Here is a 20,417-nt window from a genome sequence, read left to right as displayed (position 1 = left end):
CGCCAGCTTTTCATGCGTTATGCCACGGGAGGCGTTGCAGGCGGGCTTGCAATTATGCTGGTTTTCCTCGGCGTGCGTCACGATATGTTGTTGGCAATGACGACGGCAGCCTATTGGATGAAATTCGGCTACGCAGTCCTGCTTTTATTGATACTGATCCCCGCATTATTCACCTTATCGCGGCCCGTTCGCACGAGATTGCACTGGTTGCCGCTGGCCATAGTTCTGGCTTGTCTTGCAGGCTCAGCATCAATCCAGTTGCTCAATGCTGAGCCCGGACAAGCAGAAGTGTTGATATGGGGGCGGACAGCGTTGGTCTGTCCGTGGTTGATTGTTCTCATAGCTCTTCCCATGCTCGGATTTCTGCTTGCCGCGATGCGACGGCTTGCTCCCGCAAATCCTGCTCTGACCGGTCTTGTCGCCGGTATCGTTGCTGGTGCCGTAGGAGTTCTCATCTATTCACTGCACTGTCCAGAATCCGGAATGCCGTTTATTGCAATCTGGTACACGCTCGGCATCGCCATCACAGGCTTTCTCGGCATGATTGGCGGGCGCGTTATACTGCGTTGGTAAGAGAGGTTGAACTGTCCGCCAAGCATCCCTCGTTTCCATCACGATCGTAGTGGACATGATTGATAGTCAAAACAAGAAAAGTTTTGACTATCAAGTCCGTTGGCACTTTAAGATAGCCGGAAATGTCTCTAATTCACTGCCTCAATTTTCAGTCCTTACCTAACCGCGATGCCACAGTACATCTACAATGATTTTGAACGCCGGAGAGTTTTGGCGACGCGTGGGATAATAAAGGAAATAGCCATCGAAGAACGGTGACCATTCGTCCAGGACCAGAGCCAGTTCACCGGAAGCGATTTGTCGCTCTACGATATTCTCGGGCACATAAGCTATTCCATAACCACTCACCGCGGCATCGATCATGGCGTAGGAGTTGTTGAAAGTGAGTTGCCCGTCGACACGAACGCGTAGTTCCTGACCACCCTTTTCGAATTCCCAAGCGTAAATCCCACCTGCGGACTCATGGCGCATATTAATGCAATGGTGGCGGACAAGGTCTTGTGGGTGTGCCGGAATTCCATGAGAGGCCAGATAGTCCGGCGAAGCGACTGCAACGAGGCGCCAGTCAGGCCCGATCCGAACCGCAATCATATCTCTTTCGAGGCTCTCGCCTAACCGCACACCGGCATCAAAACGTTCCTCTACGATATTGCGAAAAGTGCTGTCGAGGACCAGTTCGACGCTGATATCAGGATACTTCTTAAGCACCGGCTTCAGCTTCGGCCATACAACGCTCTCCAACGCGTGGTCGGAAAGCGTCAGCCGGATCGAACCGGACGGCTTGTCGCGAAACGCCGTCAGTGCCGCGATCTCATCCTCAATTTCGGCCATACGCGGGGTTATGGTGTTGAGCAACCGTTCGCCGGCCGGGGTTGTGATAACATTCCTGGTCGTGCGTGTCAGAAGGCGAATACCCATGCTGCTTTCGAGTTGCTTGATGGCGTAGCTGAGCGTCGATTGCGCAACGCCGATCCTTGCAGCCGCTTTGGTGAAGCTGCGCTCTTCGGCGACGATCCTGAACCACGTCAGTTGATTGAAATCCGTTTTCTCCATGGGCCCTCTTCACGTCTCTGCTGTGAGATTAATCGATCCCATCGATTGATCCAATCAAATTACAGCGGGTAATCAATCCGCGGCAGATCGTTTATATCGTCGTCCAGACTTCTAATATCAAACAGGAGCACGCGAACGATGGTTTCCGCCGTGGAAAATGTCGGCAGCAGACCCACCGCCTGGGGTGCTGTTCTGTCTATGGCGCTATGCGTAGCGATGCTGATCGCCTCAGAATTCATGCCGGTCAGCTTGCTCACACCGATGGCCGAAGGGCTCAATGCAACCGAGGGTCAAACGGGTCAAGCAATCTCCATCAGCGGCTTGTTTGCCGTCATCGCGAGTATGCTCGTCACCACTGCCGCGGGGAGATTGAACCGGAAATGGGTACTGATCGCGATGACAGCCTTCATGCTGCTGTCCCTGGTGCTGGTCGCTGCCGCACCGAACTTCCTCGTTCTGATGGCTGGCCGTGCGCTGCTTGGCATATGTATCGGAGGCTTCTGGGCGTTGGCTACAGCCGTCATCATGCGACTGGTGCCAGTTGAAGACGTACCGCGCGCACTCGCTTTGATGTATGGCGGGCAGGCCATTGCCGCAGCATTTGCAGCACCTGTCGGCAGCTATCTCGGTGGTCTGTTTGGCTGGCGTGAAGTTTTCTGGGCACTGACGCCGATTGTTGTCGTTAACCTCGTCTGGCATGCAGTTGCGCTTCCCTCACTGCCCGCACACCAGAAGCAGGATTTCCAGGCGATGTTCAGCTTGCTGAAGCGCCCGTATTTTAGACGCGGCCTGCTCGCCTGCATGCTGTCCTGGGGCTCGGCCTTCACCATGTTCACCTATTTGCGTCCGTTTCTGGAAAACGTGACAGGCGTGAACGTCACAACCCTTTCGGTCCTTTTGCTACTTTTGGGTTGCGCCGGGTTCATTGGCACCTGGGCGGCCGGTCGTTTCGTCAAAGGCAATGTGGCGTCGTTTTTGAAACTGCCCGCACTCGTCATGGGCGGTGCCACTGTCGGACTTCTACTGTTTGGGTTCTCGGTGGTTGCTACGGGCCTCTTTATGGCCATTTGGGGCGCGATGAACACCATGTTCTCAGTCATCTGGATGACGTGGATGTCGCAAAACGCCGACGATATGCCCGAGGCCGCCGGCAGTCTGATGGTCGCCGCGATCCAGACCTCAATCTTGCTCGGAGCAATCATCGGTGGGCTGCTGCTGGATGGCATATCGATCGAGGCGACATTCATCGGCAGTGTTGTGCTGGCCGTCTTAGCAATCGCGCTCATTGGCAATGGCCAGCGTCTGCTGAAACAGTGAGCCGTTTGATATGGACAGCTTTTTACCGATCTCACGACGTCGGATGCTAGCGGTAACTGTCGCCAGCCTTGTCATGCCGCCACTCCTCTGCCTGTCATCAAGTGAGGCTCAAACCGTGAACGGAAAGACCATGCGTCTCAGACTGACTTTCGCCAACGAGAAATTCACGGCGACGCTGGAAGACAATAAGGCGGCACGAGAATTGTTCGCGATGATGCCGCTTGATCTAAATATTGATGATTACTCGACCAACGAAAAGATCGCATACCTGCCGCAAAAGCTAAGCGATGATGGCGGTAAGCATTTCGAAAACGAGGCCGTCGGCGATCTTTGCTATTACGCGCCCTGGGGCAATCTGGCCATGTTTTACGGCCCTTACCATTGGTCCCGGGGTCTCATCCGGCTTGGCCGGTTGGATCACGGCGCTACGCCACTGCTGATGCGCGGGAAGTTTCCCCTCCGTATCGAAGCGCTGACCTGAAGCACAGTAATGAATGCTCTGACGAGCCGTAAGGAGACCTTGGCATGACCCGGAAGACTGACTTTGAAATCTCACACAATCCGGATGACGCAGCAGATGAAGGGCGTCGTAAACTGCTAAAATTGGCAGGCGCCGGCGTCGCCATTCTTGGCACAGAGTCATTTCTCAAAACTCCCACCGCAAAGGCTCAGGACATGTCACAGGCTTGGGACAAGGTTTTTCCTAAAAGCGAAAAAGTCGATCATCAAAAGGTTACACTCAGGAACCGCTATGGCATCACATTGACTGGCGATCTCTACCTGCCGAAGGACCGTACGAACAAACCTCTGCCAGCCATTGTCATCAGCGGTCCATTCGGCGCCGTCAAGGAACAGTCTGCGGGGCTCTATGCGCAGACCATGGCCGAGCACGGCTTCGTAACGCTGGCTTTTGACCCATCCTTTACTGGCGAAAGCGGCGGGGAGCCCCGCAACGTCGCTTCTCCTGATATCAACACCGAAGATTTCATGGCGGGTGTCGATTATCTGGGCCTGCATCCTACGGTCGACCGCGAACGCATCGGTGTTATCGGCATCTGCGGATGGGGCGGCATGGCACTGAACGCCGTGGCTGCTGACAAGCGCGTGAAAGCTGTGGTCGCCAGCACGATGTATGACATGACGCGCGTGATGTCGAATGGCTATAATGACACTGTGACCCTCGAACAGCGCACCCAGGCGCTGGAGCAGCTCAGCCGACAGCGTTGGGTCGATGCAGAAAAGGGCGCCCCGGCCTATCAACCACCCTATAATGAATTGAAAGGCGGTGAAGCACAGTTCCTGATTGATTACCACGATTATTACATGACACCACGCGGCTACCACAAACGCGCAGTGAACTCAGGCAACGCATGGACGATCACGACACCGATGTCGTTCATGAACATGCCGATCCTGAACTACATCAAGGAAATTGCGCCGCGACCGGTGCTGTTCATCCACGGTGAAAATGCCCATTCACGCTATTTCAGTGAAACGGCTTACGCTAATGCTGCTGAACCAAAGGAGCTTATGATCATCCCTGGTGCCAGCCACGTCGATCTCTACGATAGGGCCGACCTCATCCCATTCGACAAGATCACCGATTTCTTCAATCAAAATCTTGCTGCTTAACTACCAAGCGCTCCGGCCAATAGGACTTCTACGTTCTCTTTCGCGTAGATGCCATTCATGAAAAGCACTCATAGACCCATGTTGATTTGTGCATCTAATCAGAAATCCTGCCTGCATTTATAGACTGATAAGTGACGAGTTTTCGCGGTACAATTGTCTATGACGATGTTGACCACGCAATGAATGTCAAAAAAGGGGCATCACGATGCTGGGAACCATTCTCTACTCACCAGGCAGCGTACGCTGTGAAGAAATAGCAGAACCAACGATTCTTTATCCGACTGATGCTATCATTAAGCTTTCTGCGACATGCGTCTGTGGCTCTGATCTCTGGCCGTATCGCGGGCTCCAGAATATGAGCGGCCCGCAACATATGGGCCATGAATATTGCGGCGTTGTTATCGAAGTTGGGAGTGCCGTAAAGACGATCAAGCCAGGTCAGTTTGTCGTTGGCTCCTTCTGCCTTTCCGACAATACCTGCCCGCATTGTATGGCGGGTTTCCAATCGTCATGCGAACACCGCGAGTTTATGACGGGTGCTCAGGCAGAATATGCGCGCGTTGCCTTAGCGGATGGTACACTGGTTGCTACATCAGAGGTGCCTGCCGACGATCTCCTTCCAAGCTTGCTGGCTGCTTCCGATGTCCTAGGAACAGGCTGGTATGCAGCGGACGCCGCCCGTGTTCAACCGGGCTCAACAGTCGTAGTCGTCGGTGACGGCGCAGTCGGCCTTATGGGCGTGCTCTCTGCCCAACAGATGGGTGCGGAACGGATCATCGCCATGAGCCGTCACAAGTCGCGCCAGGAGTTAGCGCTGGAATATGGTGCGACCGATATTGTCGCCGAACGCGGCGAAGATGGAATCGCCAAAATCAAGGATTTAACGAAAAAGGTCGGCGCCGACTCCGTTTTAGAATGTGTGGGCACGCAGGAATCGATGAACCAGGCGCTGCAGGTCGCTCGTCCAGGTTCCATGATCGGTTATGTTGGCGTTCCGCACGGCGTGCAGTTCGATGGCCAGTCGCTGTTTTTCTCGCAGGTCGGCATGCTTGGTGGGCCAGCGCCAGTCCGTCGCTTTTTGCCACATCTCATTGAACTCGTGCTTAGCCGCAAGATTAACCCCGGCAAAGTCTTCGATCTGGAATTACCCCTCTCGGACGTCGCGGAAGGCTACAAGGCTATGGACGAACGCCGTGCTATCAAAGCGTTTCTCCGCGTTTAGCACATAACTTGGCCACGCTACACCGGCGTGACCATGGATAGAAACATTTGCTTAAATATGAACTCTTGGAGCAGCCGCATTTGCAACGATCCAGCTCTCATCGTGATGCAAAAGATATTCAGAAGAGCGACTTATCACTGTAAGAGATGACAAGCTATTATCATTACATCGCATCTATGCGATCATAATAATTCATTCCAAATAGAAGGAATGGCCGGTTCCCGTAATGTGATCGTGCCTGACCATCTACTTCGTGACACATGGAGGCAAGCCAAATAGCCATGAAACTCCAGATCAACGATGAAACCTTCGATGTCAATTCTGATCCGGACACGCCGCTATTGTGGGTCATTCGCGATGAACTTGGCCTGACAGGTACAAAGTATGGCTGCGGTCTTGCGCAGTGTGGCGCCTGTTCCGTGCTCGTCGACGGCGAGATCATGCGCTCCTGCGTGACGCCCCTCGACAGCGTTGCAGATCGGAAAATCACCACGATTGAAGCAATAGAAAACGATGACGTCGGCAAGCGCGTCATTGCTGCATGGATTGCACATCAGGTGCCTCAGTGCGGTTACTGCCAATCAGGTCAGGTGATGGCTGCGACTGCTCTCCTGAAAGAAACCGCCAATCCAAGCGAGGACGACATCGCAGCAGCAATGATCAATCTGTGTCGCTGCGGAACTTATAATGCGATTAAAGCGGCGGTCAACGACGTGGCAGGTCGCAAGGAGGCATCGCTATGAACGAGGTCTTTCGCAAACTTGCCCTTGAGACAGAATTGCCGACTGACGGGCCGGTCAACCTTTCCCGCCGTAGTTTTCTGATGGCATCAGCCGGTGTAACTTTTGGGGCGCTTGTTATCGGCTTCGGCCTCCCCATTCGCACCGCCCAGGCACAGGCAGCGCCCACCAAAACTATTCCAGGCACACGCGTGCCCGCCTTTCTCGAAATCCGACCGGACAACACCGCAAGGCTGATGAGCCCGTTCGTCGAAGGTGGTCAGGGTATTTTTACCGCGATGGCGCAGATCGTAGGTGAAGAGCTCGACCTCGATCCCTCGTCCTTCACAGTCGAAAACGCGCCTGCCGGGCCTGACTATCAGATCATTTTAAGCGGAATGCGTATCACTGGCGGCAGTATGTCGACCCGCCTCGGTTATGACACGATGCGCCACATTGGTGCATCGGCTCGCATGATGCTGATGCAAGCCTCAGCCGCGCGTCTCGGTGTTCCAATCGGGGAACTGACGACGGAGCCCGGCCGCGTTATTCATGCGGCCTCAGGTCGGGGGCTGTCCTACGGCGAAGTTGCGGCCGATGCGCTGGACCTTCCAATCCCGACGGCGGACAGTGTTACGCTCAAGGACAAAAGTCAGTTTCGCTGGATTGGCAAGTCAGTGCCGCGTCTCGATGTCCATGACAAGTCAACCGGACGTGCGATCTACGCCATAGACTGCAAGGTCGAGGGTATGCTGCACGCAGCAGTCCAGCACGCGCCACGCCTTGGAATGCATGTCGGCGCGATCCGCAATGAGAATGCCGTCAAGGCAATGAACGGGGTCCACTCAGTGCACCGGCTTCCAGGCGCCGTCGCGGTGGTTGCTGAGCGATGGTGGACGGCCAAACGCGCCGTCGAAGCCCTTCAAGTCGACTGGCAGGAAGCCAACGGAAAACCCGCGGTCGAAGGCGGTCGCGTCATGCCCGCCGATTTCTCCACTGCCGCTTTCGCCGATCGTTTGGCCAATGAGCCGGGCAATGGCAAGGATGCCGAAACCGAAGGCGATGCAACCAGCGTGCTTGCCGCGGCCAAGGACATTGTATCGGCGACCTATCATAGTCAGTATCTGAACCATGCCCAGTTGGAGCCGCCATCAGCGCTTGCACGATTCAATGATGACGGCAGCCTCGACGTCTGGATGCCGAACCAGGCGCCTGAAATATTTCAGGCTGATATAGCCAAGACCACAGGTCTCGACCCGGCCAAAATCAATATACATAGTCCGTTGCTCGGCGGCTTTTTTGGGCGGCACTTCCTCTATGTGGCGGGCAGTCCCTATCGACAGGCAATCCAGCTAGCTAGGGAAACCCGCCGACCGATCAAGCTGATCTGGAGCCGGGAGGAAGAATTCCTGCGCGATACGCTTCGTCCAATGGCAGCGGTGCGCTTCAGAGGAGCGCTTGACGAAAACGGCATGCCGAGCGCAATCGAAGCAATCAGCATCACCGAGGGGCCATCGGAGGGCATCAATGGCCACGATCCAGATAAACTTGACGAAACGGCCGTCGAAGGTCTCACCGGCAAATCCTATGCCATCGCTAACAAGCGTATTGCGCAGCTTTATGTCGAGAACCCGACCATGCTGGCCTACTGGCGCTCTGTCGGCAATTCGATGAACGACTTCTTCTATGAGTGTTTTCTCGATGAGTTGGCCGATAAAGGAGGCAAAGATCCTTACGAACTCCGCCTGCAGTTATTGAAGGAGAATGCTCGCCTGACCACCCTGCTAAAGGCCGCCGCAGATTTGTCAGGTGGCTGGAAACGCGGTCCATTTACAGCGGAGGATGGCTCGCGCCGGGCAAGGGGCCTGGGCATGGCATCACCGTTCGGCAGCCATACGGCGGCAATCGCCGAAGTTTCCATTCGATCCGGCCAGGTCGTCGTTCACGACGTCTGGGAAGCGATCGATCCTGGCAGCATCGTCAATCCTGCCATCATTGATGCGCAGATCAACTCGGCGGTCACGCTCGGTCTCTCCCAGGTTTTGCTGGAAGAAGTGGTTTACGAAAAGGGACAACCGGTCGCGCGCAACTACGATCTCTATCCAATCCTGCCACCCGACAGAATGCCGCGCGTACACGCGTGGATCGTGGAAAGCGGAGAAAAAATGGGAGGGATCGGCGAACCGGGTTTGCCGGCAATTCCTCCGGCGGTTGCAAACGCTGTGTCGACCCTCACAGGTCAGCGCGTGCGCAAAATGCCGCTCTCCCATTATAATTTTGAGAGCTGAAGTCTCGTTATTGGCAGCAGGATCGAAGCCGGGCTGAACATCCAGCTGGCAATATTCGGCCGCTGCCATCGTTGGTGGGTTACGCCTACTGGAACGTTACGAAGGATGGATCCTCCTTGAAAAGATTACTCACTGTTCTTCCCGTCATTGCAGTTGTTATTGTTGCCGGGGTCATCTGGTTCGTGAACCACACGCCATCATCACCCTTCGACAAGGTTGTAGCCCGCCCGGCGTCTACGCCTGACCTAGTGGCGCGTGGCGAAATGGTCGCGCGTCAGGCTGACTGCGTCGCCTGTCACAGCACGCCGGAAAGCAAGCCCTTTGCCGGGGGGCTGGAAATGGGCACTCCGCTCGGTTCGATCTTTGCGACCAATATTACGCCTGACAAGGAAACGGGGATTGGCAATTATTCGCTGGCCGATTTCGATCGGGCAGTACGGCACGGAGTGACGCCCGCGGGCCATCGCCTCTACCCGGCTATGCCTTATCCTTCTTACGTAAAGATGACCGATGAAGACATCGAGGCGCTTTATGCCTTCTTCATGCAAAGTGTGCAGCCTGTCAACCAGCCCAACAAAGCGAGCGGCATCGACTGGCCGTTGAATATGCGCTGGCCGCTGGCGCTGTGGAACGCCATCTTCGTCGATTCCGGCATCTATGTCCAGAAACCGGACCAGAACGAGCAATGGAATCGTGGCGCCTATCTCGTACAAGCAGCGGGCCATTGCGGGGCCTGCCATACGCCTCGCAGTGTGACAATGAATGAGAAGGCCATGGACGAAAGCAGCGCCGTCTTCCTGTCGGGCGCTTTGCTCGACGGCTGGTATGCACCAAGCCTGCGCCAGGATCACAACACCGGTCTCGGTCGCTGGAGCGAAGACGATATCTTCCAGTTCCTCAAGAATGGCCGCAATCAACATGCAGTCGTTTTCGGCTCGATGACCGAGGCCTACAACAATTCGCTTCAATTCATGACTGACGAGGACCTGCAGGCGATCAGCCATTATCTCAAGTCGCTTCCTGGCGATCCGTCGCGGGACGGTCAGCCCTGGCAATATGTTCAGACACCCGCCGACCGCAGTCGGCCAGGTGCTCAGACCTTTGCCGCCAAATGCAGCTTCTGCCATGGTCCGGATGGCCGCGGGCAGAACCAGTGGATTCCGCCGCTCGCTGGCGCGGCGTCATCGCTGACCTCCGAAAACACCTCACAGATCAATGTAACGCTCAACGGATCAGGCCGTGTCGTGGCAAACGGCATTCCGGACGCTTATCGGATGCCACCCTATCGGGCGCAACTATCCGATAAGGAAATCGCCGATGTTCTGTCCTATGTCCGTTCGGCCTGGGGCAATCACGGCGGACCTGTCACTACGGAAGAGGTCAAAGCCTTGCGCGAACACACCGATCCGGCAAGCAGCAATCCGATTGTTTTGCAGATGCGTTAGGTGGAGAGCAGTTATGCATCGATCTTATCGTTGGCTTACCAGACCTGGCACAATACCCCTTGTAACGTCGCCCAACACGGTCTCGTCCGCAATCGCCAATGATGGAAGCGCGCATGTGCTTCTCTCCTCCCGTTGCTTGCCATGAACGCGCCAGATATTTCCAGGTTCTGTACCGCAGACCTTCAAAGCGCATTCCTCAGTGATCGCCCCATCGATATCATGAGGTTTCTGGTTGATGGGCTAAAAGAAGGTCATCGTTGCGCACTCGTGATGCTGACCGACATTATCGATGGGGCGTCACGTCCGCTTGGCGCGCTCATGGCGGTCCGGGATGACGGTCAATATTGCGGTTTTGTCTCCGGAGGCTGTGTCGAAGCGGCCGTGGCGCGGGAGGCACTTCTGGCGCTTGACCAGGGCCAGGACCGATCCTGCCGGTTTGGTAAAGGATCACCGTATTTCGATCTGGTTCTGCCATGCGGCGGCGGTATCGGTTTGACAATTCATGTACTGCGAGATGCCTCCCCCATCCTGAAGCTTCTGGATGCGAAAGCAAATCGACTGCCCGGTCTGCTCAATTACGATTCAGGCAATGCAACCCTGTCCTTTCAGTTCGGGACAGCCCGCACCGGTTGGATAGACGATGTTTTTGTCTCAGCGCACAGGGCCGAACCACGTCTATTGGTGTCAGGGCAGAGCATGGAAAGCCGTCTTTTGATCGCGCTTGCAAAATCTGCACAACTCGACGTTCTCGAAATAGATTCCCAGTCAATTCGTGCATTGCCGATAGATGCCGAAAGCGCCATCATTCTGCTTCAGCACGATATCGAAAAGGAATTACCGATACTGAGATATGCGTTGGCGTCACCAGCTTTCTTTATCGGTTGTCTCGGCAGCCGCAGGACCCACGACCGGCGAACCGCGATCCTCTTGGAGGAAGGCTATTCGATGCAGCAATTGCGCCGCATACACGCCCCGATCGGTCTGTTCGGCCCGGCGCGCGAGGCCAGAGCCGTCGCCGTTTCTGTTCTCGCACAGATTTTTTCCATCCTAGAAGCCAGGCGGGCATAGATTGTTCGATGGATCCAGTCGGTGAACAGCTCGAACCCAGCGTCAGCCGTCATGCGGCGACTGCACTGATTGTCCTCGGCGCAGGCTTAGGCTCCCGGTTTGGTGCAAAAGACAAACTTGCCGCCCAGCTCGGCGGCATACCACTGGCGCACCATATCCTGCCCGCTCTTCAACCATTTAGCTGGAGCAGCAAAATTCTCGTTTGCAGGAGTCAATCCAACTGGGCGAAAGCCTTTGCCGATGATGGTTTTACGATCATACGAAACGATCAGCCAAACAAGGGTATGCACGGCTCGCTGAAGATGGCAGTGGACCAACTGACAGATTCCAGACTGGCCATGATCTGTCTCGCCGATATGCCGTTCGTAACGCGGGACAATATCGAGCGACTATTACTGCTCGCCCATTCATCAAATGGCCAAGCGGTTGCCTCCCGGGCCGAAGAATATCGGGGCCCTCCGGCCATATTCCCGGTAGCCGCGTTAAGGCAACTGCGTGGTTTTGGTGAGGGCGGCGCGCGTTCATTGTTGATCAACGCGCTGTTCGTGGATTACCCACTGAGCCAATTGCTTGACGTCGACACCACCACCGCCTTGAGTGTTGCTGAAAACATAAAAGAAAATCAGCGGCGATGATGCGAATTGATCAGTCTCACCCACGGAACAAGAGACGAAGAGCAACCCCGACCGTACAAAGAACGACAAGGGCGCTCACGAGGAAAACCGTCCCAAGTCCAATGTGACCAGCAATCCATCCAAGCGATGGGCTACCGATTGCCATAGCGACGTCAAGGAAAGCGGTGTAAATGCCCATCGCGAGGCCTCGATTTTCCGGCGAAGTTCCACGCACTGCTTCAACGCCCAGACCAGGATAGACGAGTGAGTAGCCAAAGCCCGAAATGGCTGCACCGGCGGTGGCAGCGATTGCACCATGGGCAAGCCAGATCAGGATGAGCCCGCCTGCCTGAACGAGAACAAAAATCAGAGCGACCTTCGCGCCACCGAATTTATCGGGTAAATGACCGGCAATCAGGCGCGCGACGATAAGTGCAACACCAAATGCAGTGAACGCCAGCCAGATCGGATGCCAGTTCTGTTGAAAATAAAACAGAGAACTGAACGCCAGGATTGCACAATAACCAATACTTGCAGTGGCGGCACCGAGCCCTGGCAACCAAACCGAGCCGATAACGGATTTCAGAGCAAATTGCGTCTTGTTGGGTAAAGGCGCGACTGCCGGCATTGGTAGAACTGCAATCAGCACCAGAAGAGGAAGTACGGTCGTCACGAAGGCAATAGAGGCGAAACCGTAGGAATTGAACATCATGGATCCGAATGGGCCGCCGAAAGCCATGGCCGCGAACATCGCTGTTCCAACCCATGCAATCACCTTGCCTGCATGTTCCTTGTCAACAATACCAAGGCCCCAACTGACACCGCCCGTAATAATGAAGCTTTCCGCACCGCCGAGGACCGCACGGCCAACGAGCAGGATCGATACTGAGGCAACCGGAACACGGATGAAAACAGCGGAGACGAGATAGAGAAGTCCAGAAATGCTGGCTGCAATCAAGCCTGCAACAACACCGGACTTGGCGCCGTACCCGTCGGCAAAGGACCCCGCCCATACACGAGTTAAAAGCGACGCGGCGAACTGGGCGCCAGCAACCAGTCCAATAACGAAGGTTCCAAATCCGAGATCGTCATGAACGTGGAGCGGCAAAACAGGAAGCGCCAGTCCAATAATCAAGAACCCGGCAAGCACCGCGGCCATGATCGGCATAAGCGCAATCACGACAGAATTTCCCGGTGCCGAAGCGGAAGAAGCTTTAGACATATCAGTCGGCTTTCTTCATCTGATCAATGGTGAAAACGAAATCCTGTCCCGCCTGGCTCTGATGACAGCTCATGCAGCGCTGACCATTCTCGGCCGTGTTCGGGGTGCGATCCGGGGCGAACTCCCGAAACTCCCAATCACCGGCGCGGACATTCTCCGGGTAGGCATCGCCCCAACCGGCCTGCTTCTCCATCACGACATAGCGATGGAGTTTCCCGCCCCGGTAATCCTCCATCATGATGACGGTGCCGTTGGGCAAAGGCTGCCCTGCCCTGGCTGCCGTAATCGCTTCGAGGCTGGTATAGATTTCCTCGCGAATCCCGCCGCGATTGACCGTGGCGTAATGAACCCCGTCCGTGTATTTTTCGGGGAATTGGACGCGGTCGTTCGCGGCCCAGGCCTGCCAGATGGCAACCGTGCCCACCGCCGCCACGGCGAGCGCTGAAGTGAGGGAAAGCTTCCTGGCTAGGGTCATGGACAGCCCTCCCTCAATACGCCTGCGCGGTCGGCCGGAAGAGGATTTCATTCACGTCCACTTCCTCCGGCTGGCTCATGGCGAAAGCAACCATGCCGGCGAACGAGTTGGCCGGAACGGCGTTTTCATAGGTCTTGCGCATGTTCTCGGCGATCACCGGATCGGTGATCGTGTCGAGCAGATCGGTCGCGACCGCGCCGGGCGAAATGATCGTCGTGCGGATGTTGTAGGGCTTCACCTCCTGGCGCAGCCCTTCGGAGATAACCCGGACGGCGTGCTTGGTGGCGGCATAGACAACACCGCCCGGTCCAACCTTGTGGCCGGCGACAGACGACACGTTGATGATGTGTCCGCTCATTTGGGCTTGCATGTGCGGCAGGGCCGCCGCGATGCCGTAAAGGACGCCTTTGATATTCACGTCGATCATCTGATCCCAATCCTCGATCTTCAAGAGATCGAGGCGGGAACTCGGCATCAGGCCGGCATTGTTCAGTATAACGTCAACACGTCCATGTTTCTCGACTGCACGATCCACCAGCCGCTTTACCTGCTCGCGGTCGGTCACGTCCGTCTGGACAACGGCGTCGTCGCCCAGCTTCAGTTCCCCGGCGAGCGTGCGCAGGCGATCGATGCGACGAGCGCCGAGGATCAGTCTTGCACCATCCTCGGCGAGACGCCGGGCTGTGGCTTCACCGAGACCGCCGCTTGCGCCGGTAATCACGACGACTTTGTTTTCGATACCCTGTGTCATGGGATTATCCTTGTCTGCGGTCCGGCGCTTCGCCTGGGACCGTTATTTCTGTGGGCGCTTCTCAAAAACGGTTCGAACCACGGACGACGCCGAAAAGGCGTTCGGCCAGCCCGCGTAGTAGGCAAGATGGCTGACCATCTCGGCCGCTTCCTCGCGCTTGAGGCCGTTGTCCATCGCCTTGTTCAGATGAAATGGTGCTTGATCGACGTGACCGTTCGCAATGAGTGCGCTGACCGTAACCAGGCTGCGATCACGAGGCGCGAGGCCGGGCCTTAGCCACAAATCCTTGAACAATACGTCCGCCGTATCGCGCACAAGACCGGGTGAAGCAGGCCCCGTCGTTTCTTCCACCCGTGCGGCTCGGGTAGCCTCCGCCTTTTCATCGAGTGGAAGCAGTTCGACCGATGCTTTGGGAAGTTGGTCGGGACCGATGCTGCGTTCGGCGAACACGTCTTTTGTAATCGCAGTGACGGCGATGGCGTTGCCCCACCCTGCATAAAAAGCCAGATGGGTGATGATCTCGGAAATCTCAGACGGCTTCACGCCATTGTCGAGGGCGAGACGCAACTGCTCGGGAAGCAATACCGTCTGATTACGGGCGATGACGGCCGTAACAGTGATGATGCTGCGGTCGCGCGGCGTGAGGCCCGGACGTTTCCAAAGGCCGTTGGCCAGCGTATCCGTCGCATAATGCTCAAGGACTGGAGAAACGGCCTGCACGTCCTCGCGAGACAGGCTGCCGGTCTGCGAACCCGTCTGCGCTACAGCGTCAACAGACCCCATGGAAAGCGCCAGGGCAAGAATAGTGGAAGTTTTCATGTTATGGTCTTTCATCCTCCGTTAGCGGTACTGCTCTTCGGAAACAGGCTCCAGCCAATCGACGTTCTCACCGTCCTGCTGATAGGTCATGGCGATGTGCGCCATTGGGCTCGTCGTGGTGGCGCCATGCCAGTGTTTGATCCCGGCTGCGAAGAACACGACATCGCCAGCATTCACGGTGCGACGCTCATGACCTTCCTCTTGGACCCAGCCCTGCCCGGACGTTATTAACAGTAATTGTCCGGCAGGATGCGTATGCCAGGTGGTGCGAGCACCGGGTGTAAACGTCACAAGGCCGGCATTGGCCCGTGTCGTGTCGTTTGGCGGAAACAGCGGCGTGATAATGACATGACCGGTGAAGTTGTCAGGCGTTTTGCCAACCACTGACGGCGAAGCCCCGTTCGGACGGATTTCAATACCTTCAGCACCAGCTGACACGGCGCCAATTGTACTCATCGCTGCTGCAGCAATAACGTTTTTCATGATTAATTCTCCTGTTTCAAGCTTCAGCCGATCCAACAGATTGCCTGTCGAGCGACGTGCATTGCTTGCAAACAGAATATAATTCGGCACAGACTGTGCGATTAGATGCTAAAATCTGATTGGACCAATAAGGATAGGTTCTGAATGCCGGGAGAAAACCTGAACGATCTGGCTGCCTTTTTAATTGTAGCCGAAGAGCGGAATTTTACACGGGCCGCCAAACGTCTCGGTGTCTCGCAATCGGCTTTGAGCCAAACCGTGCGTGTTCTCGAGGCGCGACTTGGCATACGTCTTCTTACCCGCACGACGCGCCGGGTCGAACCAACGCAGGCGGGAGAACGGCTCCTTCAATCGATCGGCCCGCGTATTGCCGAGATCCACCAGGAACTTGATGCGCTCAGCGAATTACGGGAAAAGCCTTCGGGGACAATCCGATTGACGGCGACAGAAAATGCCGCAGAAGCCATTCTTTTGCCAGCGGTTGCCAAACTGGTCACCCAATATCCAGATATCAAAGTTGAGATCGTCACCGATTATGGTCTCACAGATATAGTGGGTGAGCGTTTCGATGCTGGTGTCAGGCCAGGTGAAACGATCGCGAAAGACATGATCGCTGTCCCCGTTGGACCTGATCTGCGGATGGCTGTTGCCGGATCACCTGGATATTTTGAGAAACGATCAATTCCAAAGAGCCCTCAGGAACTTACGGGACATAATTGCATCAATCTGCGTCTACCTATTCACGGTGGACTTTATGCCTGGGAATTTGAAAAGAAAGGCCGCGTACTGAATGTCCGTGTCGATGGACAGTTGGTGTTCAATACGTCCAGTCTGATGCTCAAAGCCGCCGCTGAAGGATGCGGCCTTGTCTACCTGACCGAAGGACAGCTTGGACCATATCTCGCCGACGGACGTCTTACCCGTGTCTTGAGCGATTGGTGTGAACCCTTCCCGGGCTATCACCTCTATTACCCCAGCCGTAGACAACCAACACAAGCCTTCACGCTTCTCGTTGAGGCGCTTCGGTATAGAAAAAAATGAGACAGCAGACCAACAGTGGTTGCGGTGGAGCCTCAAGTTGACGAATTTGATTGCCAGTCAGAGAAGCTGACTGCAAAGTTTGTTAAATGGCGTCCAGACTTCGAGGGCACCGGAAGCGAAAGTTCGTAAAACCAGCGGGCAACCGCCGGTTTTCACATTCATTCAAACCGCTATCAAGCCAGCGTAAAGGGGCCCGCACGGAAAAGTCTTGAGCGTAGTCATCCGTCGGCCGCCAAGGCGAGTGAGAGGAATTACCTATAAAACAGGGGCCAAGCTTCATTATTATGCAATTGCGCAGAATGTATTTTCTATAATTTCAATGGAAAAAGTAGTAATTTTCTCGGCTTCAAGCCGCAAAAATGGTTTTTAGCGGTTAATCTAAAAACCCTTTTGGAGCGCAGCGTCGTGATCCCGTTTAGTTTTTCGTTCCGTCATATATCCCATGTCTTCGCCAGCTTAATGGTTGCCATGGCTCTCTCGGGTGTTCAGCAGACACAAGCCAATGAACGGGTCGTCATCGGAACGCCCGGTAATATGAGCGACAATTCCTTAGCCGTTAAAGTTGCTCTCGACGAGGGCTTTTATAAGGAAGCGGGTATCGATGTGGAAATCATCGATTTCAAGGGCGGCGCACCAAGCATTCAGGCCCTTGTGGGAGGCGGCATTCAATATGCAATCGCTGCACCAGAGCATGTGACGCGGCTTAATCAACGCGGCGTAGGCGCGGTGGTAGCCTTCGCATTGCAGGGTACTCATACTTATGCATTGCTGACCCCAGCAAATTCTGCCGTTAAGACTTTTGACGATCTCAAGGGAAAGCGTATCGGTATCACCTCCGCCGGAAGCCTCACGGAAAATCTGATCCGCCTGCAGGCGCTCGATCGCGGACTGGATTTCGGTAAGGATTTCGAGGTTCTGGGTGTCGGCGTCGGGGCCGTGCAGAAAGCCGCACTCGATACTGGCCGCATTGATGCGGGCATGTTCGGCAATATCGATTCGCTTCAGCTGACACAAGAAGGCTATCGTATCGTCTATGACTGGCGCTCCCAACGTATCCCCGGGCTGGCGCTCCTTGCCCTGAAAAGTTACGAGGACGAAAACCCGGCCATCGCCGAAGCTATCGTCAAGGCCACCCTTAAGGGGCAGAGACTGGTTCTGGAAAACCGCGATCTAACTGTGTCGAAGCTGAAAGAGCTTTATCCGAGATATTCCGACCAGACTATCAACGCCGTAGCGGACCGTTTGCAGAAGAGCCTGGAACCGAACGGTATTTTCGCGCGCGAACCCTATGACAAGTTGCAAGACGAGCTCGTGCTCATCGAGCCGGGTCTGGAAAAGGTCGATTATGAAATCGCCAATCCGGGCACATATTTGAAATAACGACAATACGACGTCCGCACGGGAAGCGCGCGTCGGTGAATGCAGAAAGGTTGCGGCTATGACCGAGCGCAAACATATCAAACTAGGGTTTTCCATCTGGGCAACGGGCTTTCATCCTGCCGGCTGGCGTCTTCCCGAAGCACGTGTTGACGGAACCTTCGATCGCACGTTCCTGCGCGACATGGCGCAGCTTGCCGAACGCGGAAAGCTTGATTTTTTCTTCATCGGCGACCGCGTTGTGGGACTTCCCGAAACGCAGGCCGAACACCCCAATCTCGTCTTGCGCCCCGAAGCCTTGACGCTTGCCACCTATGTCGCAGCCGTGACCGAAAAAATTGGCATCGTCACCACGGTTAACACCACCTACTCGGACCCATTCAATGTGGCACGCGCCACTGCAACCGCCGATCATCTGAGCGGAGGACGCCTGGCCTTCAACGTGGTCACAGGCCGTGACCCGGAAGCTGCCGCCAATTTCGGGCGCGACGCGCATTGGGATACAGACCAGCGTTTCGACAATGCCTTCGAATATATTGAGATCGTGAAATCGCTGTGGGACAGTTGGGAAGACGACGCCCTGGTCGGCGACAAGGCGGTGGGCCAGTTCATCGATCCGCAGAAAGTTCACCGTATCGATTACAAGGGCGAGCATTTCCAGGTTGCTGGCCCGCTCAACATCGCGCGCCCCCCGCAAGGACAGATTCCGCTGCTCACTGCAGGCGCATCTGATCGTTCCAAGGAATTCGGTGCCCGCTTTGCTGATATCCGCTTCGGCGGCGCATTCCATATCGATTACGCCAAAACTTATTATCGCGACATCAAATCGCGTCTTGCCCAGTTCGGCCGCTCGGAAGACGAGCAGGCTCTAGTGGCTGGCATGTCCATCTATGTCGGGCGAACGCTTGCAGACGCCCATGCTCAATATCGTCAGATTCAGGAACTCTCTACGGCGAACAACGATTTAGCCAAGCTTGGGGCTGCGCTCGGCGTCGATCTTTCCCGGCACGGTCCGGGAGTGCTGATTGATGACGTGGAAGAAATTTCCGGCATCAATGAAAACGGACGCAGGATTCTCGAGCAGGCCAAGCTCAGCTTTGGCGAAGATCGGCTCACGCTGCGTGAGGTCAATCTTTATTTCCGCCGTTCCGGCGGACACGCCGAAGTGGTAGGCGATGCCAAGACCGTCGCCGACGTGTTCGAGCGTTGGTTCGAGGAACGGGCCGCCGACGGCTTCATTCTCTTCCCGCCTTATCTTCCGGGCAGCGCCGAACTCTTCGTGGAACTGGTCGTTCCCGAATTGCAAAGGCGCGGCCTGTTCCGCACCGAATATGAAGGCAGCACGTTCCGCGATCACTTCGGCCTCAAAACGCCCGACAATACGTTTCGGAAACTTCGGCTGGCCGGCGAATTGAGGCCGCAGGCTCCACGACGCAAACCCGACCAGATTGTCGGTGCGGCATAGGGCGTAGTACCATGTTAAGCATAAAGCCCACGGAAGTTCTGATCGAAGCTGCCGAATTGCTGGCACTTTTGAAGGCCCAAACGCGCCACGTCGTCCTGCTCGATGTCCGGCTGGGCGACGAGGGGAGGAATGCCTATCTTGAGGCGCACGCCCAAAATGCCGTTTTCGCTGATCTGGCCACGGAGTTTGCCGGAAAGGCCGGGGGTATTGCAGGCAAGCGACCCCTTCCCCGACCGGAAGACCTCACCCGTGATGCGCAGCGATGGGGTATTCGTGATGACAGCCTGATCGTTCTCTATGACGACAATGGCAACCGGCAGGCCGCGCGCGGGTGGTGGACGCTGATTTGGGGCGGCGCACAGGACGTGCGGCTTCTCAACGGCGGACTTGGCGCATGGCGCGAAGCGGGCGGCAAGGTGACGACGGACATGTCACTGCCACCGCGCGGCGACATCGTTATGATCGGCGGACATCTCGGCACGCTTGACGCCGACAGCGCGGCCGCCCTCGCCCGCGACGGCATTCTGGTGGATGCGCGCGGCAGGGACGCCTACAGCGGAACTGATGGCGGCGGTCATATACCTGGGGCTGCCAGCCTGCCGACCGACGGTAACATTGATCCGGAAACAGGAAAATTTCTGTCTGAGGCGGCTCTTCGCGCCCGCTTTTTGGCAGAAGGGCTTCCCGCAAACCAGACCATCGGCGTTTATTGCGGCGGTGGCGTCGCAGCCGCACATGAAATTGTGGCCCTTACCCTTGCTGGCTACGAAACGCTGTTGTTTCCAGGTTCGTGGTCCGCGTGGAGCGCCGATCCGGCCCGCTCGGTCGCGACCGGCCCCAAGCGGGCCTGAAG

The 20,417-nt window shown here is 56.0% G+C and carries 20 protein-coding genes; 14 read left to right on the top strand and 6 right to left on the bottom strand.

Annotated features, from left to right (window positions below; translation table 11 throughout):
- Positions 1 to 573: DUF1109 domain-containing protein (locus FHW03_RS19730; protein ID WP_182522170.1), on the top strand; the 573-nt coding region annotated here is incomplete at its 5' end.
- Positions 574 to 732: 159 nt separating this feature from the next.
- Here the strand turns inward: FHW03_RS19730 and FHW03_RS19725 are convergent.
- Positions 733 to 1,626 (bottom strand): LysR family transcriptional regulator, encoded by an 894-nt coding sequence (locus FHW03_RS19725; protein WP_182522169.1) that lies wholly within the window; start codon positions 1,624 to 1,626, stop codon positions 733 to 735.
- Positions 1,627 to 1,764: 138 nt separating this feature from the next.
- Between FHW03_RS19725 and FHW03_RS19720 the strand changes: the two genes are divergently transcribed.
- From FHW03_RS19720 to FHW03_RS19680, 9 genes are all read left to right on the top strand, one after another.
- The gene (locus FHW03_RS19720) at positions 1,765 to 2,943 is read left to right on the top strand and encodes an MFS transporter (protein ID WP_182522168.1); all 1,179 of its coding nucleotides are present in this window, start codon (positions 1,765 to 1,767) and stop codon (positions 2,941 to 2,943) included.
- A 130-nt stretch (positions 2,944 to 3,073) separates the two neighbouring features.
- Entirely contained in the window at positions 3,074 to 3,424 is a 351-nt protein-coding gene (locus FHW03_RS19715) for a cyclophilin-like fold protein (RefSeq protein ID WP_182522167.1), read from the top strand.
- Positions 3,425 to 3,468: 44 nt separating this feature from the next.
- Positions 3,469 to 4,575, top strand: coding sequence for an alpha/beta hydrolase (locus FHW03_RS19710; RefSeq protein WP_182522166.1), 1,107 nt, complete (start codon positions 3,469 to 3,471; stop codon positions 4,573 to 4,575).
- A 205-nt stretch (positions 4,576 to 4,780) separates the two neighbouring features.
- Positions 4,781 to 5,797 (top strand): zinc-dependent alcohol dehydrogenase family protein, encoded by a 1,017-nt coding sequence (locus FHW03_RS19705; RefSeq protein WP_182522165.1) that lies wholly within the window; start codon positions 4,781 to 4,783, stop codon positions 5,795 to 5,797.
- A gap of 281 nt (positions 5,798 to 6,078) precedes the next feature.
- The gene (locus FHW03_RS19700) at positions 6,079 to 6,540 is read left to right on the top strand and encodes a (2Fe-2S)-binding protein (RefSeq protein ID WP_182522164.1); all 462 of its coding nucleotides are present in this window, start codon (positions 6,079 to 6,081) and stop codon (positions 6,538 to 6,540) included.
- Complete coding sequence (locus FHW03_RS19695) at positions 6,537 to 8,804, top strand: molybdopterin cofactor-binding domain-containing protein (protein WP_182522163.1); 2,268 nt, start codon at positions 6,537 to 6,539, stop codon at positions 8,802 to 8,804. The genes FHW03_RS19700 and FHW03_RS19695 overlap by 4 nt, the downstream gene beginning before the upstream one ends.
- A gap of 116 nt (positions 8,805 to 8,920) precedes the next feature.
- The gene (locus tag FHW03_RS19690; protein ID WP_182522162.1) at positions 8,921 to 10,249 is read left to right on the top strand and encodes a cytochrome c; all 1,329 of its coding nucleotides are present in this window, start codon (positions 8,921 to 8,923) and stop codon (positions 10,247 to 10,249) included.
- Positions 10,250 to 10,390: 141 nt separating this feature from the next.
- The gene (locus FHW03_RS19685) at positions 10,391 to 11,317 is read left to right on the top strand and encodes an XdhC family protein (protein WP_182522161.1); all 927 of its coding nucleotides are present in this window, start codon (positions 10,391 to 10,393) and stop codon (positions 11,315 to 11,317) included.
- An 8-nt stretch (positions 11,318 to 11,325) separates the two neighbouring features.
- A complete protein-coding gene (locus tag FHW03_RS19680) occupies positions 11,326 to 11,952 on the top strand; it encodes an NTP transferase domain-containing protein (RefSeq protein ID WP_182522160.1) in 627 nt (208 codons plus the stop codon).
- Positions 11,953 to 11,968: 16 nt separating this feature from the next.
- Here the strand turns inward: FHW03_RS19680 and FHW03_RS19675 are convergent, their stop codons facing one another.
- From FHW03_RS19675 to FHW03_RS19655, 5 genes are read right to left on the bottom strand one after another with little or no spacing between them, the layout of a single operon-like run.
- The gene (locus FHW03_RS19675) at positions 11,969 to 13,153 is read right to left on the bottom strand and encodes an arabinose transporter (RefSeq protein WP_182522159.1); all 1,185 of its coding nucleotides are present in this window, start codon (positions 13,151 to 13,153) and stop codon (positions 11,969 to 11,971) included.
- 1 nt (position 13,154) lies between these two features.
- On the bottom strand, positions 13,155 to 13,628 hold the full coding sequence (locus FHW03_RS19670; RefSeq protein WP_182522158.1) for a cytochrome P460 family protein: 474 nt from the start codon (positions 13,626 to 13,628) through the stop codon (positions 13,155 to 13,157).
- Positions 13,629 to 13,641: 13 nt separating this feature from the next.
- Positions 13,642 to 14,379 (bottom strand): SDR family oxidoreductase, encoded by a 738-nt coding sequence (locus FHW03_RS19665; protein ID WP_182522157.1) that lies wholly within the window; start codon positions 14,377 to 14,379, stop codon positions 13,642 to 13,644.
- Positions 14,380 to 14,421: 42 nt separating this feature from the next.
- A complete protein-coding gene (locus FHW03_RS19660) occupies positions 14,422 to 15,198 on the bottom strand; it encodes a carboxymuconolactone decarboxylase family protein (RefSeq protein ID WP_182522156.1) in 777 nt (258 codons plus the stop codon).
- A 21-nt stretch (positions 15,199 to 15,219) separates the two neighbouring features.
- Positions 15,220 to 15,681, bottom strand: a complete 462-nt coding sequence (locus FHW03_RS19655) for a cupin domain-containing protein (protein ID WP_182522155.1) — start codon at positions 15,679 to 15,681, stop codon at positions 15,220 to 15,222.
- A 144-nt stretch (positions 15,682 to 15,825) separates the two neighbouring features.
- Between FHW03_RS19655 and FHW03_RS19650 the strand changes: the two genes are divergently transcribed.
- The 4 genes from FHW03_RS19650 (at position 15,826) to FHW03_RS19635 (ending at position 20,415) form a co-directional block, all read left to right on the top strand.
- On the top strand, positions 15,826 to 16,722 hold the full coding sequence (locus FHW03_RS19650; RefSeq protein ID WP_182522154.1) for a LysR family transcriptional regulator: 897 nt from the start codon (positions 15,826 to 15,828) through the stop codon (positions 16,720 to 16,722).
- Positions 16,723 to 17,190: 468 nt separating this feature from the next.
- Positions 17,191 to 18,102 carry an ABC transporter substrate-binding protein gene (locus tag FHW03_RS19645; RefSeq protein ID WP_182522153.1) on the top strand — a complete coding sequence of 304 codons (912 nt, stop codon included), beginning with the start codon at positions 17,191 to 17,193 and terminating at the stop codon, positions 18,100 to 18,102.
- Between the two features lie 58 nt (positions 18,103 to 18,160).
- On the top strand, positions 18,161 to 19,564 hold the full coding sequence (locus FHW03_RS19640; RefSeq protein WP_182522152.1) for an NtaA/DmoA family FMN-dependent monooxygenase: 1,404 nt from the start codon (positions 18,161 to 18,163) through the stop codon (positions 19,562 to 19,564).
- 11 nt (positions 19,565 to 19,575) lie between these two features.
- Positions 19,576 to 20,415 carry a rhodanese-like domain-containing protein gene (locus tag FHW03_RS19635; RefSeq protein WP_182522151.1) on the top strand — a complete coding sequence of 280 codons (840 nt, stop codon included), beginning with the start codon at positions 19,576 to 19,578 and terminating at the stop codon, positions 20,413 to 20,415.
- Positions 20,416 to 20,417: the final 2 nt, after the last annotated feature.

Origin of the sequence: Ochrobactrum sp. RH2CCR150 (assembly GCA_014138095.1) — a bacterium.
Taxonomy (GTDB): domain Bacteria; phylum Pseudomonadota; class Alphaproteobacteria; order Rhizobiales; family Rhizobiaceae; genus Brucella; species Brucella gambitense.
Note: the sequence above shows the minus strand (reverse complement) of the source record. Positions and strands in the feature narration are given on the sequence as shown.

What these genes read in the sequence shown, in the direction of transcription:
- FHW03_RS19720 (WP_182522168.1), top strand. Translation starts at nt 1,765, where the DNA reads ATGGTTTCCGCCGTGGAAAATGTCGGCAGCAGACCCACCGCCTGGGGT.
- FHW03_RS19655 (WP_182522155.1), bottom strand. Translation starts at nt 15,681, where the DNA reads ATGAAAAACGTTATTGCTGCAGCAGCGATGAGTACAATTGGCGCCGTG.
- FHW03_RS19670 (WP_182522158.1), bottom strand. Translation starts at nt 13,628, where the DNA reads ATGACCCTAGCCAGGAAGCTTTCCCTCACTTCAGCGCTCGCCGTGGCG.
- FHW03_RS19680 (WP_182522160.1), top strand. Translation starts at nt 11,326, where the DNA reads ATGGATCCAGTCGGTGAACAGCTCGAACCCAGCGTCAGCCGTCATGCG.
- FHW03_RS19645 (WP_182522153.1), top strand. Translation starts at nt 17,191, where the DNA reads ATGGCTCTCTCGGGTGTTCAGCAGACACAAGCCAATGAACGGGTCGTC.
- FHW03_RS19650 (WP_182522154.1), top strand. Translation starts at nt 15,826, where the DNA reads ATGCCGGGAGAAAACCTGAACGATCTGGCTGCCTTTTTAATTGTAGCC.
- FHW03_RS19660 (WP_182522156.1), bottom strand. Translation starts at nt 15,198, where the DNA reads ATGAAAACTTCCACTATTCTTGCCCTGGCGCTTTCCATGGGGTCTGTT.
- FHW03_RS19685 (WP_182522161.1), top strand. Translation starts at nt 10,391, where the DNA reads ATGAACGCGCCAGATATTTCCAGGTTCTGTACCGCAGACCTTCAAAGC.
- FHW03_RS19695 (WP_182522163.1), top strand. Translation starts at nt 6,537, where the DNA reads ATGAACGAGGTCTTTCGCAAACTTGCCCTTGAGACAGAATTGCCGACT.
- FHW03_RS19725 (WP_182522169.1), bottom strand. Translation starts at nt 1,626, where the DNA reads ATGGAGAAAACGGATTTCAATCAACTGACGTGGTTCAGGATCGTCGCC.
- FHW03_RS19635 (WP_182522151.1), top strand. Translation starts at nt 19,576, where the DNA reads ATGTTAAGCATAAAGCCCACGGAAGTTCTGATCGAAGCTGCCGAATTG.
- FHW03_RS19715 (WP_182522167.1), top strand. Translation starts at nt 3,074, where the DNA reads ATGCGTCTCAGACTGACTTTCGCCAACGAGAAATTCACGGCGACGCTG.
- FHW03_RS19700 (WP_182522164.1), top strand. Translation starts at nt 6,079, where the DNA reads ATGAAACTCCAGATCAACGATGAAACCTTCGATGTCAATTCTGATCCG.
- FHW03_RS19675 (WP_182522159.1), bottom strand. Translation starts at nt 13,153, where the DNA reads ATGTCTAAAGCTTCTTCCGCTTCGGCACCGGGAAATTCTGTCGTGATT.
- FHW03_RS19665 (WP_182522157.1), bottom strand. Translation starts at nt 14,379, where the DNA reads ATGACACAGGGTATCGAAAACAAAGTCGTCGTGATTACCGGCGCAAGC.
- FHW03_RS19705 (WP_182522165.1), top strand. Translation starts at nt 4,781, where the DNA reads ATGCTGGGAACCATTCTCTACTCACCAGGCAGCGTACGCTGTGAAGAA.
- FHW03_RS19640 (WP_182522152.1), top strand. Translation starts at nt 18,161, where the DNA reads ATGACCGAGCGCAAACATATCAAACTAGGGTTTTCCATCTGGGCAACG.
- FHW03_RS19710 (WP_182522166.1), top strand. Translation starts at nt 3,469, where the DNA reads ATGACCCGGAAGACTGACTTTGAAATCTCACACAATCCGGATGACGCA.